The organism is Brevundimonas sp. A19_0, from assembly GCF_017744255.1.
Lineage (GTDB): Bacteria > Pseudomonadota > Alphaproteobacteria > Caulobacterales > Caulobacteraceae > Brevundimonas.
In genome coordinates, this window is the sequence record NZ_JAGHQP010000014.1 from 19,531 (window position 1) to 34,520 (window position 14,990).

The 14,990-nt window shown below is 66.6% G+C and carries 14 protein-coding genes; 2 read left to right on the forward strand and 12 right to left on the reverse strand.

All coding sequences use genetic code 11. From position 1 onward, the window contains the following. Positions 1–273 precede the first annotated feature (273 nt). Entirely contained in the window at positions 274–882 is a 609-nt protein-coding gene (gene msrA, locus J7346_RS11905) for a peptide-methionine (S)-S-oxide reductase MsrA (protein ID WP_209120160.1), read from the forward strand. A 4-nt stretch (positions 883–886) separates the two neighbouring features. Here msrA and J7346_RS11910 read toward each other — a convergent pair whose 3' ends face one another. Further along, positions 887–1,744, reverse strand: coding sequence for an NAD(P)-dependent oxidoreductase (locus J7346_RS11910; protein ID WP_209120161.1), 858 nt, complete (start codon positions 1,742–1,744; stop codon positions 887–889). A 73-nt stretch (positions 1,745–1,817) separates the two neighbouring features. On the opposite strand from J7346_RS11910, the gene J7346_RS11915 reads away from it, so the two are divergent. Next, positions 1,818–2,648, forward strand: coding sequence for an enoyl-CoA hydratase-related protein (locus tag J7346_RS11915; RefSeq protein ID WP_209120162.1), 831 nt, complete (start codon positions 1,818–1,820; stop codon positions 2,646–2,648). Positions 2,649–2,657: 9 nt separating this feature from the next. Here the strand turns inward: J7346_RS11915 and J7346_RS11920 are convergent, their stop codons facing one another. The 11 genes from J7346_RS11920 to nuoL all read right to left on the reverse strand — a co-directional run bounded on the left by J7346_RS11920 (position 2,658) and on the right by nuoL (position 14,985). After that, on the reverse strand, positions 2,658–3,368 hold the full coding sequence (locus J7346_RS11920; protein ID WP_209120163.1) for an ABC transporter ATP-binding protein: 711 nt from the start codon (positions 3,366–3,368) through the stop codon (positions 2,658–2,660). Beyond that, positions 3,361–4,659 carry a lipoprotein-releasing ABC transporter permease subunit gene (locus J7346_RS11925; protein ID WP_209120164.1) on the reverse strand — a complete coding sequence of 433 codons (1,299 nt, stop codon included), beginning with the start codon at positions 4,657–4,659 and terminating at the stop codon, positions 3,361–3,363. The genes J7346_RS11920 and J7346_RS11925 overlap by 8 nt, the downstream gene beginning before the upstream one ends. After that, on the reverse strand, positions 4,656–5,972 hold the full coding sequence (proS, locus tag J7346_RS11930) for a proline--tRNA ligase (RefSeq protein WP_209120165.1): 1,317 nt from the start codon (positions 5,970–5,972) through the stop codon (positions 4,656–4,658). Before proS ends, J7346_RS11925 begins: the two co-directional genes overlap by 4 nt. An 85-nt stretch (positions 5,973–6,057) precedes the next feature. Continuing rightward, positions 6,058–6,315, reverse strand: coding sequence for a DUF1467 family protein (locus tag J7346_RS11935; protein ID WP_209120166.1), 258 nt, complete (start codon positions 6,313–6,315; stop codon positions 6,058–6,060). Continuing rightward, complete coding sequence (gene mce / locus J7346_RS11940) at positions 6,315–6,740, reverse strand: methylmalonyl-CoA epimerase (protein ID WP_209120167.1); 426 nt, start codon at positions 6,738–6,740, stop codon at positions 6,315–6,317. Before mce ends, J7346_RS11935 begins: the two co-directional genes overlap by 1 nt. After that, positions 6,740–8,413 carry a ribonuclease J gene (locus tag J7346_RS11945; RefSeq protein WP_209120168.1) on the reverse strand — a complete coding sequence of 558 codons (1,674 nt, stop codon included), beginning with the start codon at positions 8,411–8,413 and terminating at the stop codon, positions 6,740–6,742. Before J7346_RS11945 ends, mce begins: the two co-directional genes overlap by 1 nt. Next, positions 8,410–9,189 carry a type III pantothenate kinase gene (locus J7346_RS11950; protein ID WP_209120252.1) on the reverse strand — a complete coding sequence of 260 codons (780 nt, stop codon included), beginning with the start codon at positions 9,187–9,189 and terminating at the stop codon, positions 8,410–8,412. The genes J7346_RS11945 and J7346_RS11950 overlap by 4 nt, the downstream gene beginning before the upstream one ends. Continuing rightward, positions 9,186–9,935 (reverse strand): biotin--[acetyl-CoA-carboxylase] ligase, encoded by a 750-nt coding sequence (locus J7346_RS11955; RefSeq protein WP_209120169.1) that lies wholly within the window; start codon positions 9,933–9,935, stop codon positions 9,186–9,188. The genes J7346_RS11950 and J7346_RS11955 overlap by 4 nt, the downstream gene beginning before the upstream one ends. Positions 9,936–9,939: 4 nt before the next feature. Further along, on the reverse strand, positions 9,940–11,394 hold the full coding sequence (nuoN, locus tag J7346_RS11960) for an NADH-quinone oxidoreductase subunit NuoN (protein ID WP_209120170.1): 1,455 nt from the start codon (positions 11,392–11,394) through the stop codon (positions 9,940–9,942). A gap of 8 nt (positions 11,395–11,402) precedes the next feature. Further along, the gene (locus J7346_RS11965) at positions 11,403–12,887 is read right to left on the reverse strand and encodes an NADH-quinone oxidoreductase subunit M (protein WP_209120253.1); all 1,485 of its coding nucleotides are present in this window, start codon (positions 12,885–12,887) and stop codon (positions 11,403–11,405) included. Positions 12,888–12,903: 16 nt separating this feature from the next. Next, complete coding sequence (gene nuoL / locus J7346_RS11970) at positions 12,904–14,985, reverse strand: NADH-quinone oxidoreductase subunit L (RefSeq protein ID WP_209120171.1); 2,082 nt, start codon at positions 14,983–14,985, stop codon at positions 12,904–12,906. Positions 14,986–14,990: the final 5 nt, after the last annotated feature.

Consider the following 14,990-nt stretch of genomic DNA (forward strand, 5'->3'; position numbering starts at 1 on the left):
CCCTGACTATGGAAGGATTCTGCCGACGGGCACCCCGGCAGTTCCAATCCATCCCCAGCCGCGCGACGCCCCCGGTGGATCAATAGGCCAGCAGGGCGGCCTGCCAGGCCATCCAGACGAAGCCGCCGCACGACGCCAGCGACAGCATTTCCCGAACCCAACGTGCCATGACGGCCCTCCGCGTGATGTTCCTGTCTTGTTCTATGTTCCATGTATGTTCCGCGTCAAGAGGCGGATTGAAACCGGGCGACCGTTGATCTCGTATGTGGGGTCATGACCCGTCTGATCATTGCCGTCCTCGCCCTGATCGCCGCCTGCAGCCCGGCGCCCCCTGCCCCGGCAGAGCCGCCGCCGCCCGGCAGCCAGACCGCGACCTTCGCCGGGGGCTGTTTCTGGTCTTCGGAGAAGGCGTTCGAGCACGTCCGCGGCGTGTCGTCGGTTGTCTCGGGATTTGCGGGGGGCCATGTCGCGAACCCCACCTACGCCCAGGTCGTGCGGGGCGGCACCGGTCACCGCGAGGCGATCCAGGTCACCTTCGACCCCCGGGTCGTCAGCTACCGCGCACTGGTCGACCGGTTCTGGCGCACGATCGATCCGACGGATCCAGACGGCGTGTTCTGCGACCAGGGGCCCAGCTACCGCACGGCCGTGTTTGCGACGGCTGAGCAGCGCCCGGTCGCCGAGGCGTCGCGCGCCGCCGCCCAGAGGGCTCTGGGCCGGGAGTTCGTCACGCCGGTGCTGGCCTCGGCCCGCTTCTGGCCGGCGGGCCCGGAGCATCAGGACTATGCCGAGCGCAATCCCGCCCGGTACGAGGCCTATCGCATCGGCTGTCGTCGCACCCCGGCCCTCCAGCGCGTCTGGGGTGACGCCGCGGTCAACTAGGGCCTCAGCCGATCTTGACGCCGGGCGGCGGAACGCTGTCGGCCGGGACGAAGAAGTCCGGCATCAGCGGCTTGGTGGGATCGACCCGGTAGACCTCGAAGTCCCGCACTCCCTGCTCGTAGAGGAAGCTGTCGTCGATCAGGAACCGGCCCGTATTCTCGCGGGCGGGCAGGCAGAACAGGGCGTGGGCCGCATCAGCCAGAATATCGGGCGTGCGACAGTGGGCCAGTCCCTCCTTGCCGGTCAGGGCGAATTCGATGGCGGCCGTGGCCACCGCGGTCCGCGGCCACAGGGCGTTGAAGGCAATGCCGTCGGATTTGAACTCTTCGGCCATGCCCAGCATGGCGAGGCTCATATTGTACTTGGCCATCGAATAGGCGACGTGCGGGCCGAACCAGTGCGGCGCCAGATCCAGCGGCGGCGACAGCGCCAGCACATGCGGATTGGCCGCCTTCTTCAGATGCGGAATACAGGCCTTCGACACCAGGAAGGTGCCCCGCCCGTTGACCTGATGCATCAGGTCATAGCGCTTCATGTCGGTGGCCAGGGTGCCGGTCAGCTGGATGGCCGAGGCATTGTTTACGCAGATGTCGATGCCGCCGAACCGCTCCACCGTAGCCTCCACCGCCGCCATGACCGACTCCTCGCTACGGACGTCGACAACCAGCGGCAGGGCCTTGCCGCCGGCCGCCTCAATCTCCTCGGCGGCGGAATAGATGGTGCCCGGCAGGTGCTTGTGCGGCTCGGCCGTCTTGGCCGCGATCACCACATTGGCGCCGTCGCGGGCCGCGCGCAGGCCTATGGCCAGCCCGATTCCCCGGCTGGCACCCGTGATGAAGAGGGTTTTTCCGTTCAGCGACATCGGCAGGGTCCTCCAGTGCATTTCGATGGAAAACCGATAGCATGGGTCGACCCGCAATCACGATGGCCCGGACATGACTGACACCCTTCCCTTCCAGATCACCCGCGAGGGCGCCGTCGCCCGCCTGACCCTGTCGCGCCCGGAAGCGTCCAATGCGCTCGACATGCGCTTCTGGAGGGGGCTGGGTCCGGCGTTGAAGAATCTGGACGCGGGTGGCGATGTGCGGGCGCTGGTCCTGTCGGGCGAAGGCCGGAATTTCTGCGCCGGCATGGACATCTCGGTGTTCTCGGGTGGCGCCATCCTCGGCACTGACACGGCGGCCGAGCGGCAGGCCTTTCATCAGGCCGCGCGAGACCTTCAGGACGCCCTGTCGATGCTGGAGCGGGTGCGGTTTCCGGTGATCGCCGCCGTCCAGGGGGCCTGCGTCGGCGCGGGGCTGGACATGGTTGCCGCCTGCGACCTGCGGCTGGCCACCGAGGGCGCGTATTTCCGTGTCGAGGAGATCAACATCGGCATGATGGCCGACGTCGGCAGCCTGCAACGCCTGCCCCGCCTACTGCCCGAGGGCGTGGTCCGCGAACTGGCCTATCTGGGCACCAGTCTGACGGCGGACCGCGCCGAGCGCCTTGGCTTCGTCAACGCCGTCCTGCCCGATGCCGAGGCCCTGCAGGCGGCCGCCATGGAGATGGCGCAGGCGATCGCCGCCAAGGCGCCGCTGGCCATTTCGGGCTCGAAGGCTGCCTTCGCCTATGCCCGCGATCACACCGTGGCCGACGGCCTGGAATGGGCCGCCGTCATGCAGGGGTCGATCTGGAACACGGCCGACATTCTGGGCGCCATTCAGGCCCGCGCGACCAAGTCCACGCCGGAGTTTGCGGACCTGCACCCCCTGCCGAAACCCTGAGGCGTCCGCTCAGTAGGCCTGGCTCTCCGCCGGGCGTTCCTCGAGGTGGCCGTCCTTGAGGGCGAAGACGCGGTCCATATGGCCGGCCAGTTCCATATTGTGCGTGGCGATCAGGGCGGCCACGCCGGACTTCTTGGCCAGATCGTGCAGGGCCTCGAACACCGTCTGGCTGGTCGCCGGATCCAGGTTGCCGGTCGGCTCGTCGGCCAGCAACAGGCGCGGCCTGTTGGCCAGCGCCCGGGCCACGGCCACGCGCTGACGCTCGCCCCCCGACATCTGCGACGGCTGGTGGGTCAGGCGGTCCGCCAGACCCAGGGCGACCAGCAGTTCCTCGGCCCGCTCGCGTGCCGCCGACAGGCCATGCCCCGCGATGCGAAGCGGCAGGGCGACATTGTCCCGCGCATCAAATTCCGGGAGCAGGTGGTGGAATTGATAGACAAAACCGATCCGCGCCAGACGGATATGGGTGCGTGCTCGCTCGGGCAGACCCCCGACAGCCTCGCCGTCAATCTTCACCTCGCCCGAGGTCGGGTGCTCCAGCAGCCCCGCCGCGTGCAGCAGGCTGGACTTGCCCGAGCCTGAGGGCCCGATCAGGCCCACGATCTCGCCGGGGCGGACATCAAGGTTCACGCCCCTGAGGACGGTCAGGTCGCCGGCGGCGGTGTCATAGGTGCGGGTCAGGTCGTGGACCGACAGGACCGGCGGAGCGAGGCTATTCATAACGGAGGGCCTCCACCGGATCGAGGCGAGCCGCCTGCCACGACGGGATCAGGCCGGCCACGCAGCTCATGAAGAACGACCACATGGCCACCCAGAAAACATCGGCCGGATCGACCAGCGCCGGGACCGCGTCCAGCATGTAGACGTCGGCATTGAACAGCTCGACCTGTAAAACCCACTCAAGGAAGTGCTGGATGGCGCCGATGTTCAGGCAGAACAGCAGGCCCAGCACCAGACCGGTGACCGTCCCGGCGATGCCGATGGCGGCACCCGACATGAAGAACACCCGCAGCATGGACGACTGGCTGGCACCCACGGTCCGCAGGATGGCGATGTCCCGCGTCTTGTTCTTCACCAGCATGACGATGCCCGAGATGATGTTGAGCGCGGCGATCGCCACGACCAGGCCAAGGATGATGCTCATGGCCACCCGTTCGACCTTCAGGGCGCCCCAGAAGGCCGCCAGCCGGTCGCGCCAGTCGCTGACCAGATTGCCGTCACCCACCGCTTCGCGCACCGGCGCGCGCAGCGCCTCGACCCGGTCGGGCTCGGCCGTCTTCATCTCGATGATGTCCCACAGCCCCTCCTTGCCGAAGAACAGCTGGGCCTGCTCCAGCGGCATGAAGACGAAGGCGCGATCGTAATCCGCCGTACCCGAGCTGAAGATGCCCCCCACGATATAGGTCTTGGACAGGCCCCCCAGATTGCCGAAGGCGCTGTCGGCGCCGGTCGGCGAATAGAGGGTGATGGGCGAGCCGACGCCGATGCCCAGCTGCTCGGCCAGGGACTTGCCGATCAGCACATAGTCGCCGCCGTAGTCGCCCTTGCCGAACATGTCGCGCGCAGTCTGGGACAGGCTTTCATAGACGTAGGACATGGAGGTCAGGTCCTCGGGGCGGATACCCCGCACCAGACCCCCGGTCGCCTGCCCTGCCGCCTGGAACATGGCCGGGGACTCGACCAGGGGGGTCACGCTGACGATACCGGGCACTTCGCGCAGCCGCTCCAGCGCGGCATCCCGGTCCGGGTCGACCAGCACCTGACCCTGCACATACATATGCCCGTTGAACGACAGCATCCGACTGAGCAGTTCGGCGCGGAAGCCGGCCATGATGCTCATCACCACAATCAGCGCCATGACGGCCAGCGCCACGGCGACGTAGGAGATGATGGCGATCAGGGCGATGCCGCCCTCTTTCCGCTTGGCGCGGAGATAGCGCAGGGCCAGACCGACCTCCCACAGGGAGAACGGACCGGCGGGCTTCGGTGTCTTGCCCACGGTGTCGGTCATGCGGTCAGCCGGGTCAGGGCGTCGTCCAGCGACAGGGTCAGCTTCTCGCCCGTCGCCCGGCGCTTCAGCTCGACCACGCCGTCCGCCAGGCCCTTGGGCCCGATCGTCAGCTGCCAGGGAATACCGATCAGGTCCGCGGTCGCGAACTTGCCGCCCGGACGCTCGTCGGTGTCGTCATACAGCACCTCCTTGCCCAGCGCTTCCAGCCGCGACACGGCCTCTTCGCAGGCGGTGCAGACCGCCTCATCATTGGCCCGGAGGTTGATGACGGCCACGTCAAAGGGCGCCACGGCGTCGGGCCAGATGATGCCGGCACTGTCATGGCTGGCCTCGATGATGGCGCCCAGCAGGCGCGAGACCCCCACGCCATAGCTGCCCATGTGGACGTCGGCGTCGCGACCGTCGGGGCCCTGGACCCGGGCCTTCATCGGCGTCGAATATTTGGTCCCGAAATAGAAGATGTGCCCCACCTCGATACCGCGGGCGGTCAGGCGGTCGCTCTCGGCGGTCTCGGCCTCGAAACGGTCTGCCTCGTGCATTTCCTCGGTCGCGGCGTAAAGGGCGGTCCGCGCGTCGACGATGGCCTGCAGGTCGTCCCAGTCGACATCGCCGCCCGGCGCCGGCATCTCGACCAGCTTGCGGTCGCAGAACACCTGGCTTTCGCCCGTGTCGGCCAGGACGATGAACTCGTGGCTCAGGTCGCCACCGATCGGCCCGGTGTCGGCGCGCATCGGCACCGCCTTCAGCCCCATGCGGGCAAAGGTGTTCAGATAGGCCACGAACATGCGGTTGTAGGCCTTGCGGGCCGAGGCCTCGTCCAGATCGAAGGAATAGGCGTCCTTCATCAGGAACTCGCGGCCGCGCATCACGCCAAAGCGCGGGCGGCGCTCGTCGCGGAACTTCCACTGGATGTGAAACAGGTTCAGCGGCAGCGATTTGTAGCTCTTCACATAGGCCCGGAAGATGTCCGTGATCATCTCCTCATTGGTGGGGCCGTACAGCAGCTCGCGCTCGTGCCGGTCCTTGATGCGTAGCATTTCGGGGCCATAGGCGTCATAGCGGCCCGACTCGCGCCACAGATCGGCCAGCTGCAGGGTCGGCATCAGCAGCTCGACGGCGCCCGCGCGGACCTGCTCTTCACGCACGATCTGCTCGATCCGCCGCAGGACGCGCAGGCCCAGCGGCAACCAGGCATAGATGCCGGCGGCTTCCTGACGGATCAGGCCCGCCCTCAGCATCAGCTGATGCGAGACGATCTGGGCGTCGGCGGGCGCCTCTTTCAGCGTGGGCAGGAAATAGCGCGACAGGCGCATGGGCACATCCGGATCAAGCAGCAGGGTCTGGCTGTGCTTTAGCCGGGACGCTGGCCCAAAAGCTAGACCAGTCTGTGGCCAAGCTTTATACGGCGCCGATTTCCGGCATGGGCACCAGGCCGGTGAAGATGGCCCCGACGATCAGAAGCCAGAGGATGGCGCCGACCCAGGTCGTGGTGACGAACTTCTTCTTCAGATTGGGCGTGTCGGGTGCCCCCCACTGCGACCCGTCGGTCGGGGGCGGCTGATCCTGGCGGTTCGTGCCGATCGGCAGGACCATGAACAGCGCCACCCACCAGCAGATGATGTAGATGGCGAACATCGTGAGCGGGCCGATCGGCATCAGTGAGCTCCTTCCTTCGGGGTTTCCATCAGCTCGACCAGCACACCGCCCATATCCTTGGGGTGCACAAACAGGATCGGCGTCCCATGGGCCCCGATGCGCGGCTCGCCGGTGCCGAGGATGGTCGCCCCCCTGGCCCGCAGCGCATCGCGCGCGGCCAGGATGTCCTCGACCTCGAAGCAGACATGGTGCTGGCCGCCCTTGGGGTTCTTGGCCAGAAAGCCATGGATGGGGCTGTCGTCGCCCAGCGGCTCGATCAGTTCGATCTGGCTGTTGGGCAGGTCAATGAAGCACACCCGCACGCCCTGCGCCGGCAGGTCGAACGGGGCCTGCGCCTGCGTGGCGCCCAGCAGGTCCCGGTACATGGCGACGCTGGCTTCGATGGAGGGGGTGGCGACCCCGACGTGGTTCAGACGACCGATCATCAGACCCTCAGCACAATGGTTTCAACGATGGGGCGGCGGTCCCAGATACCTTGGCTGGCCTTCTTCAGGGTGCGGGCCACGGCCTGTTCGATGACCATTTCGTCCTCCAGCGCCTCGCCCTTGAGCTTGCGCACCGCATCCTCGGCGCGCTCGGCCAATTCGTCCAGAAGGTCGCCCAGCGGCTGGTCCTCGTCACCCGGCAGGCCAATGCCCCGCACATCGATGCTGGACGCCAGCTTGCCCCGCCGGTCCAGCGCAAAGCTGACCAGGATCAGGCCGTTGGAGGCCGCATGGCGCCGCTCGCGCAGAGCCTCGCCCATTTCCTCGACCAGCATGCCGCCATCAACGAACAGGCGGCCCGAAGGCACTTCGTCGATGATCGCCGCGGGCCCGGGCGCCAGACGAACCATGTCGCCGTTCCGGGGCGCGACCGTTTCCGGCACCTGCATTTCCTTCGCCAGCATCGCGTGCTCGGCGATGTGGCGGCGCATGCCGTGCGTGGGGATGGCGATATGGGGCCGCGCCCACTGATACATCTGGCGCAGTTCGTCGCGGCACGGGTGGCCCGAGACGTGGATGCCCGGATGGTCCCGGTCGGTGTAGATGCGCACCCCCCGCTCCGACAGGGCGTCCTGCAGACGGCCAATGGCCAGCTCATTGCCCGGGATCATGCGCGAGGAGAAAATGCAGTGGTCGCCCTGGCCCAGCTTGATGAAGGGGTGATTGCCCTCGGCCACGCGCGACAGGGCGGCGCGCGCCTCGCCCTGACTGCCGGTGCACAGGTACAGCAGTTCGTCCGCGGGCCAGCGGCGGGCGTCTTCCTCGCTCAGGAAGGGTTTGGCGTCGGTCAGCAGGCCGACCGACCTGGCCGCCGCCGTGATCCGGTGCATCGACCGCCCGGCCAGCGCGACTCGTCGCCCGGCCTGTTCCGCCGCATGGATGATGCTGTCCAGCCGCGCGACGTTCGACGCAAAACAGCCGACCGCCACCCGGCCCTTGAGGCCGCCGATCAGTTCGGTCAGGGCTTCGCGCACCTCGCCTTCCGAACCGGCAGTGCCCTCGACGAAGACGTTTGTGGAATCGCAGACCATGGCCAGCACCCCCTCGTCCCCGAGGCGGCGGATGGTCTCGACATCGGTGCGCTCGCCGACGACCGGATCGTTGTCGATCTTCCAGTCACCGGTATGCAGGACCAGCCCCAGCGGCGTGGTGATGGCCAGGCCGTTCGGCTCGGCCGTCGAGTGGGTGATGGTCACCATCTCGATGTGGAAGGGGTCGAGGTCGATGGTGCCACCCAGCGGCACCTCGTGCAGCTTCACCCGGTCGCCGAGGCCGGCGTCGCGCAGCTTCTCGCGGATCAGATAGGCGGTGAACGGTGTGGCATAGAGCGGGGCCTTCAGGCGCGGCCACAGCCAGCCCAGCGCCCCGATGTGGTCCTCGTGGGCGTGGGTCAGCACGATTCCGAGGATGTTCTCGCCCTCAAGGAAGGTCGGGTCGGGCACGATCACATCGACGCCCGGCGTGGTGTGATCGCCGAACGTCACCCCGACATCGACCAGGATCCACTTGCGATCATTGGCCGGGCCAAAGCCATAGGCGTTCAGGTTCATGCCGATCTCGTTCGACCCGCCCAGCGGCAGGAAGACCAGTTCGTCGGTTTTGGATTTGGTCATGGCGTCTTTCCGGAGTTGCGACGCCAGACGTCCAGCAGGCCGCGAAGGGTCAGGTCGGGGTCGAAATGGTCGATGCTGTCGGTCGCACCTTCGAACAGACTGGCGACACCGCCGGTGCCGATGACCGTCATGGGACGGCCCCACTCGGTCTTGATGCGCGCGACCAGTCCCTCGATCAGGGCAATATAGCCCCAGAACACGCCCGATTGCATGTTCGACACCGTATCCTTGCCGATCACGCGGTCCGGCTTCTGGATGGCGATGCGCGGCAGCATGGCGGCGGCCTCGTGCAGGGCCTGCAGCGACAGATTGATCCCGGGCGCGATCACGCCACCCTCAAAGGCTCCGTCGGCGGCGATGACGTCGAAGGTGGTGGCCGTTCCCGAGTCGATGACGATCAGGTCGCCGGGGTATTTCAGATGCGCGCCGATGGCGTTGACGAGGCGGTCCGCGCCCGCCTCGGACGGCTTTTCGATGCGGGCCTCCATGCCCAGATCGACATTCTGGCCGACCACCAGCGGCTCTACCCCCAGATAGCGCCGGGCGAGGTTCCGGAGATTGAAGATCGACTGGGGCACCACGCTGGAGATGATGCAGCCCTTCAGCGTGCCGAGCTCCAGCCCGCGCATGGTCAGCAGTTGGGTCAGCCAGACCGCATATTCGTCCGCCGTGCGATTGGCGGCCGTGGCCGTGCGCCACTGCACGATCCAGTCCTCGCCGTCATGCACGGCGAACAGCGTATTGGTGTTGCCCTGTTCAATCGCCAGAAGCATCAGGCCCGCTCTCCGAAAAAGACATCCCCTGCCGATATAAGCCGAAGGGTGCCGTCGGCCAGCCTGAGACGCAGCGCCCCGTCGTCGGCGAGACCTTCGGCCACACCCTCAACTGTCTCGTGACCCAGTCGGGCGACGGCCGGCGCATTGAGGCCATGGGCCCGCCGGGTCCAGGCATCCCGGATGACGTCAAAGCCCAGCGCCTCGCGCCGCTTGGTCCAGGCAGCAAAGGCCTCGGCCAGAGGGGGCAAGGCTTCGTCCAGTGTCGGGGCCCGCGCCACGCCCCCGGCCAGATGGGCCGCGGCTGCGGTTGCCGGCCGCTCCACATCCTGCGGGGCACTGGCCAGATTGACGCCGATGCCGACCGCCAGCCACAGCCCGCCCGCAGGAGCAGGCCCCGACTCGACCAGAATGCCCGAGGCCTTCATCCCTTCGATCATCACATCATTCGGCCATTTGATCGTCACGCAGGCCGGCGGGACGTAGCGGTCCAGAAGGTCCGCGACCGCGAGCGCGGCGATGAAACTGGTCTGGGCGGCCTCGGCCGGCGGCGCGTGCGTCACGCACAGATATGTGGCGGCCAGATTGCCCTGATGGTCCGACCAGGCCCGCCCGCGTCGGCCACGACCGGCATTCTGGCGCCGCGCGGCGATCCAGATCGGCCCGGTGTGCCCGGCCTCGGCCAGTCGCCGGGCCTCGGCGTTGGTGGAGTCGATCTCGTCGAGAACCAGCTGCTCGGCGGGCGACACCGCCCTACCCGGCTCCGAAACCGGACGCGGCGATGGCGGTCAGCGGCTCCAGCCAGGTCAGACCGATGATCACAACCGGGAAGGCGAACGCTGCCGAGGCCAGGGCCAGGGTGCGCGCCTCGATCGGCTGGGGATCGGTCACGGCCTGCTCGTCGAGCGGCGGATCGAACCACATCAGCTTGATGATGCGCAGATAGTAGAAGGCCGCCACGACCGAGGCCACCAGCCCCGCCGCCGCCACCATCCAGTAGCCGGCATCGGCGGCCGCCCCGAACACATAGTATTTGCCCCAGAAGCCCGAGAACGGCGGCATGCCCAGCACCGACAGCGACAGGATGGTGAGGACCACGGTCGTCAGCGGACGCGTCTTCTTCAGCCCGGCCAGATCGGCGATCCGGCGGATCGGCTTGCCTCCGCGCGACAGCGACAGCAGCACGGCGAAGAAGCCGATCTGGTCGATCACATACAGGGTCATGAACATCAGCATGGCCTGCAGGCCCGCCTCGGTGCCCGCAACAATGCCCAGCAGGGCGTAGCCGATGTTGGCGATCGAGGAATAGGCCAGCAGCCGCTGCAGATCGCGCTGCGCCAGACCGCCGATGGCACCGACGACGAACGAGGCCAGACAGATCAGCACCAGCACCTGGGCCCACTGGTCGTGGATGGCGCCGAAACCGTTGGTCAACACGCGGGCGACCAGCACCATGGCCGCCATCTTGGGCGCCGTGGCGAACAGGGCGACAACCGGAGTGGGCGCGCCCTCATAGACGTCGGGCGTCCACATGTGGAACGGCGCCGCCGAGACCTTGAAGGCCAGACCGCACAGCAGGAACACCAGACCGAAAATCAGGCCCGCGGCGCCGCCATCGGCCACCGAACGCGCCGACAGGGCGATGTCCTCGAACCGCATCGAGCCCGAGAAGCCGTAGATCAGGCTGGCGCCATACAGCAGCAGACCCGACGACAGGGCGCCCAGCACGAAATACTTCAGACCGGCCTCGGAGGCCTTGAGGTCGTCGCGGTGGAAGGCGGCCAGCACATAGAGCGCCAGCGAGTGCAGCTCGATACCGACATAGAGGGAGATCAGATCCCCCGACGACACCATCATGGCCATGCCGACCGAGGCCAGCACGATCAGCACCGGATACTCAAAGCGGGCGATGCGGGTCCGGGCCATCCAGCCGTCGCCCATGACCACAGCCACGGCGCTCAGCAGATAGATGGCGACCTTGCCATAGGCCGCCAGCGGATCGGCGACGAAGGCCCCGTTGAAGGCCTGGCCCAGCGGGGCATTGATGGCGAGGGCCGCGGCGCCCACCAGCAGGGCGACCGACAGGATCGAGATCAGACGGGTCGACTTCTCGCCGATGAAGGCGCCCAGCATCAGCAGCACCATGGCCCCGATGGCCAGGGTCACTTCGGAAGCGGCGAGCTGAAGGGCGGAGGACAGGTCAGGCATTTCGGATCTCATCCACCGATCGCGGCACGGAAGCCGGCAGTCAGGGCCTCGACGGAGGTCGAGGTCAGGTCAAGCACAGCCGCCGGATAGACGCCCAGCCACAGGGTCCCCACGATCAGGGGCACGAAGACGATCAGCTCGCGCCGGTCGATATCGGTGATGGTCTTGAGCGCGGGGTTGGTGATCTCGCCGAACATGACGTTGCGGTACAGCGTCAGCGCATAGACGGCCGAGAAGATCACTCCCGAGGCGGCGAACAGGGCGGTCCATGTCGAGACCTCATAGACGGCGGTCAGCGACAGGATTTCGCCGATGAAGCCCGAGGTGCCCGGCAGGCCGACGTTGGCCATGGTGAACATCAGGAAGATGGCCGCGAACCACGGCATCTTCGACGTCAGCCCGCCGTAGAAGGCGATCTCACGGGTGTGCATCCGGTCATAGACCACGCCGACGCAGAGGAAGAGCGCGCCCGAGATCAGGCCGTGGCTCAGCATCTGGAAGACCGCGCCCTGCACGCCCTGATCATTGCCGGCGAAGATGCCCATGGTCACGAAGCCCATGTGGGCGACCGACGAATAGGCGATCAGCTTCTTGATGTCGGTCTGACGGAAGGCGACCAGCGAGGTGTAGACGATGGCGATGGCCGAAAGGGCGAACACCAGCGGGCGGAACATTTCCGAGGCCTGCGGGAACATCGGCAGGTTGAACAGCAGGAAGCCGTAGCCACCCAGCTTCAGCAGGATGCCCGCCAGGATGACCGAACCGGCCGTCGGCGCCTGCACGTGGGCGTCGGGCAACCAGGTGTGGACCGGCCACATCGGCATCTTGACCGCGAATGAGGCGAAGAAGGCCAGCCACAGCAGCGGCTGCACCGTCGGGCTGAAGGCATACTCCTTGAGCAGCGGGATCGAGGTCGTGCCCGCTTCCGCCGCCATCCACAGCATGGCCAGCAGCATCAGCACCGACCCCAGCAGGGTGTAGAGGAAGAATTTGTAGGCCGCGTAGATGCGGTTCTGTCCACCCCAGATGCCGATGATCAGGAACATCGGGACCAGGGTGCCCTCGAAGAAGATGTAGAACAGGAACAGGTCCAGCGAGGTGAAGACGCCGATCACCAGCGTCTCGAGCACCAGGAAGGCGATCATATAGTCCGCCACCCGCTCCTTGATCGTCGTCCAGCTGGCGAGGATGCACAGCGGCAGCAGGAAGGCCGTCAGCAGCACGAACAGGATGGAGATCCCGTCCACGCCCATGTGATAGGCGGCGCCCGCGAACCACTGATAGTGCTCGACGAACTGATAGGCGGGGTTCGAGGCGTCAAACTTCGCGACCAGCAGGATCGAGACCGCAAGGGTAATCAGGGTGGTGACGAAGGCGATGCGACGCGCAGCCGGCGCCACCGAGGCGTCCGACTTGCCCGCCATGCGGACGGCCAGCAGCACCGCTGCCCCCACGAGCGGCAGGAAGGTGACGAGGCTCAGGATGTGAGACATCAACAGGGACACGCGATCAGCCCCCCCATGTGGCGATGGCGAAGGCGAGCAGACCGGCCACGCCCAGCAGCATCACGAACGCATAGTGATAGACGTAGCCCGACTGGATTCTCGACAGTCGCGCCGCGGATTTCAGCGAGGCCCAGGCGGCCCCGTTCGGGCCCAGCCCGTCGATGATCTTCACGTCGCCGATCTTCCAGAACAGATCGCCGACCGCCTTGGCCCCCTTCACGAAGACAAAGTCGTACAGCTCGTCGAAGAACCATTTGTTGTAGAAGAAGGTGTGCAGCGGACCACCGCGCTCGGCCATCCGGCGGCCCAGGCCTTCCTTGAGCACATAGACATAGACGGCGATCAGCGTGCCGAGGCCCGAGACGACCAGCGGCGCCCACAGCACCCAGGTGGGCACCGAGTGGCTGTCGTGGATCACGTGATTGGCCGGACCGGTGAAGATCGCCCCGCGCCAGAACTCGTGCTCGTGATGGCCGACGAACTGGTCGTAGAATGTAAAGCCTGCGGCCACCGCGCCCACCGACAGCACCAGCAGCGGCACGATCATGACCCAGGGGCTCTCGTGCGGCTTCAGCGGGCCGTGGTGATGGTGGTCGTCATGCGCATGATGGGCATGGTCGTCGGCGATCGGCTCGGAATGGGTTTCCAGCTGGGCGTCGGTCGCGTGATCGTCCGCGTGATGGGCGCCCTCGTCCTTCCAGGCCGGCTTGTTGTGGAAGGTCATGAACACCAGACGCCACGAGTAGTAGGCCGTCAGACCGGCCGCAAACAGGCCGATGAAGAAGACGAACATGCCCACCGGATTGTCGGCGCCGGCGGCAAAGGCGCTCTCGAGGATCGAGTCCTTGGAATAGAAGCCGGCAAAGCCCCACTTCAGGCCCGGGATGCCGAGGCCGGTGATGGCGATCGTGCCGATCATCATCACGCCATAGGTGATGGGCAGCAGACGGGCGAGACCGCCCATCTTCCGCATGTCCTGCTCGTGATGCATGCCGTGGATTACCGAGCCGGCCCCCAGGAACAGCAGGGCCTTGAAGAAGGCGTGGGTGAACAGGTGGAACATGGCCGCCTGATAGGCGCCGATGCCGGCCGCAAAGAACATGTAGCCCAGCTGCGAACAGGTCGAGTAGGCGATGACCCGCTTGATATCGTTCTGGGCCAGACCGACGGTCGCCGCGAACAGGGCCGTGACAGCACCGACGATGGCGATGATCTGGGCCGCGACCGGCGCATACTCGTAGATCGGGCTGAGCAGGCAAACCATATAGACGCCGGCGGTCACCATGGTGGCCGCGTGGATCAGCGCCGACACAGGGGTCGGGCCCTCCATGGCGTCCGGCAGCCAGGTGTGCAGGAAGAACTGGGCCGACTTGCCCATGGCGCCGATGAACAGCAGCAGACCGGCCAGATCCAGCGCGGACCAGGTGTGACCCAGGAACTCCCAGCCCGTCCCGGCCTTCGACGCGATCATGGGGAACAGTTCGGCGAACTGGATCGTGCCGAACATCCAGAAGACGGTGATGATGCCCAGCGCAAAGCCGAAGTCGCCGACGCGGTTCACCACGAAGGCCTTGATGGCGGCGGCGCTGGCCGTGGGCTTCTTGTACCAGAATCCGATCAGCAGATAGGACGCCAGCCCCACCCCTTCCCAGCCGAAGAACAGCTGCATGAAGTCGGCGGCGGTCACCAGCGCCAGCATGGCAAAGGTGAACAGCGACAGATAGGCGAAGAACCGCGGCCGGTCGGGATCCTCGGACATATAGCCCCAGGAATAGAGGTGAACGAGCGACGACACCGTTGTCACCACGATCAGCATCACGGCGGACAGGGCGTCGATGCGGATCGACCAGGCCGACTGGAAGTCGCCGACGTTGATGAACGGCATGAGCTGGAGCGTGAAGGCTTCCATCCCGCCCCAGGTGTGGCGGGCGAATACCGTCCAGGCCACGGCGCAGGAGAAGAACAGCAGGCCGGTCGTCACCGCCTGGGAGGCGATGTTGCCGATCCGCCGTCCGGTCAGACCGGCGATGGCCGCGCCCAGCAGCGGCGCAAAGATGCCCAGAATGATCAGGGTTTCGAAGCTCACGTCGA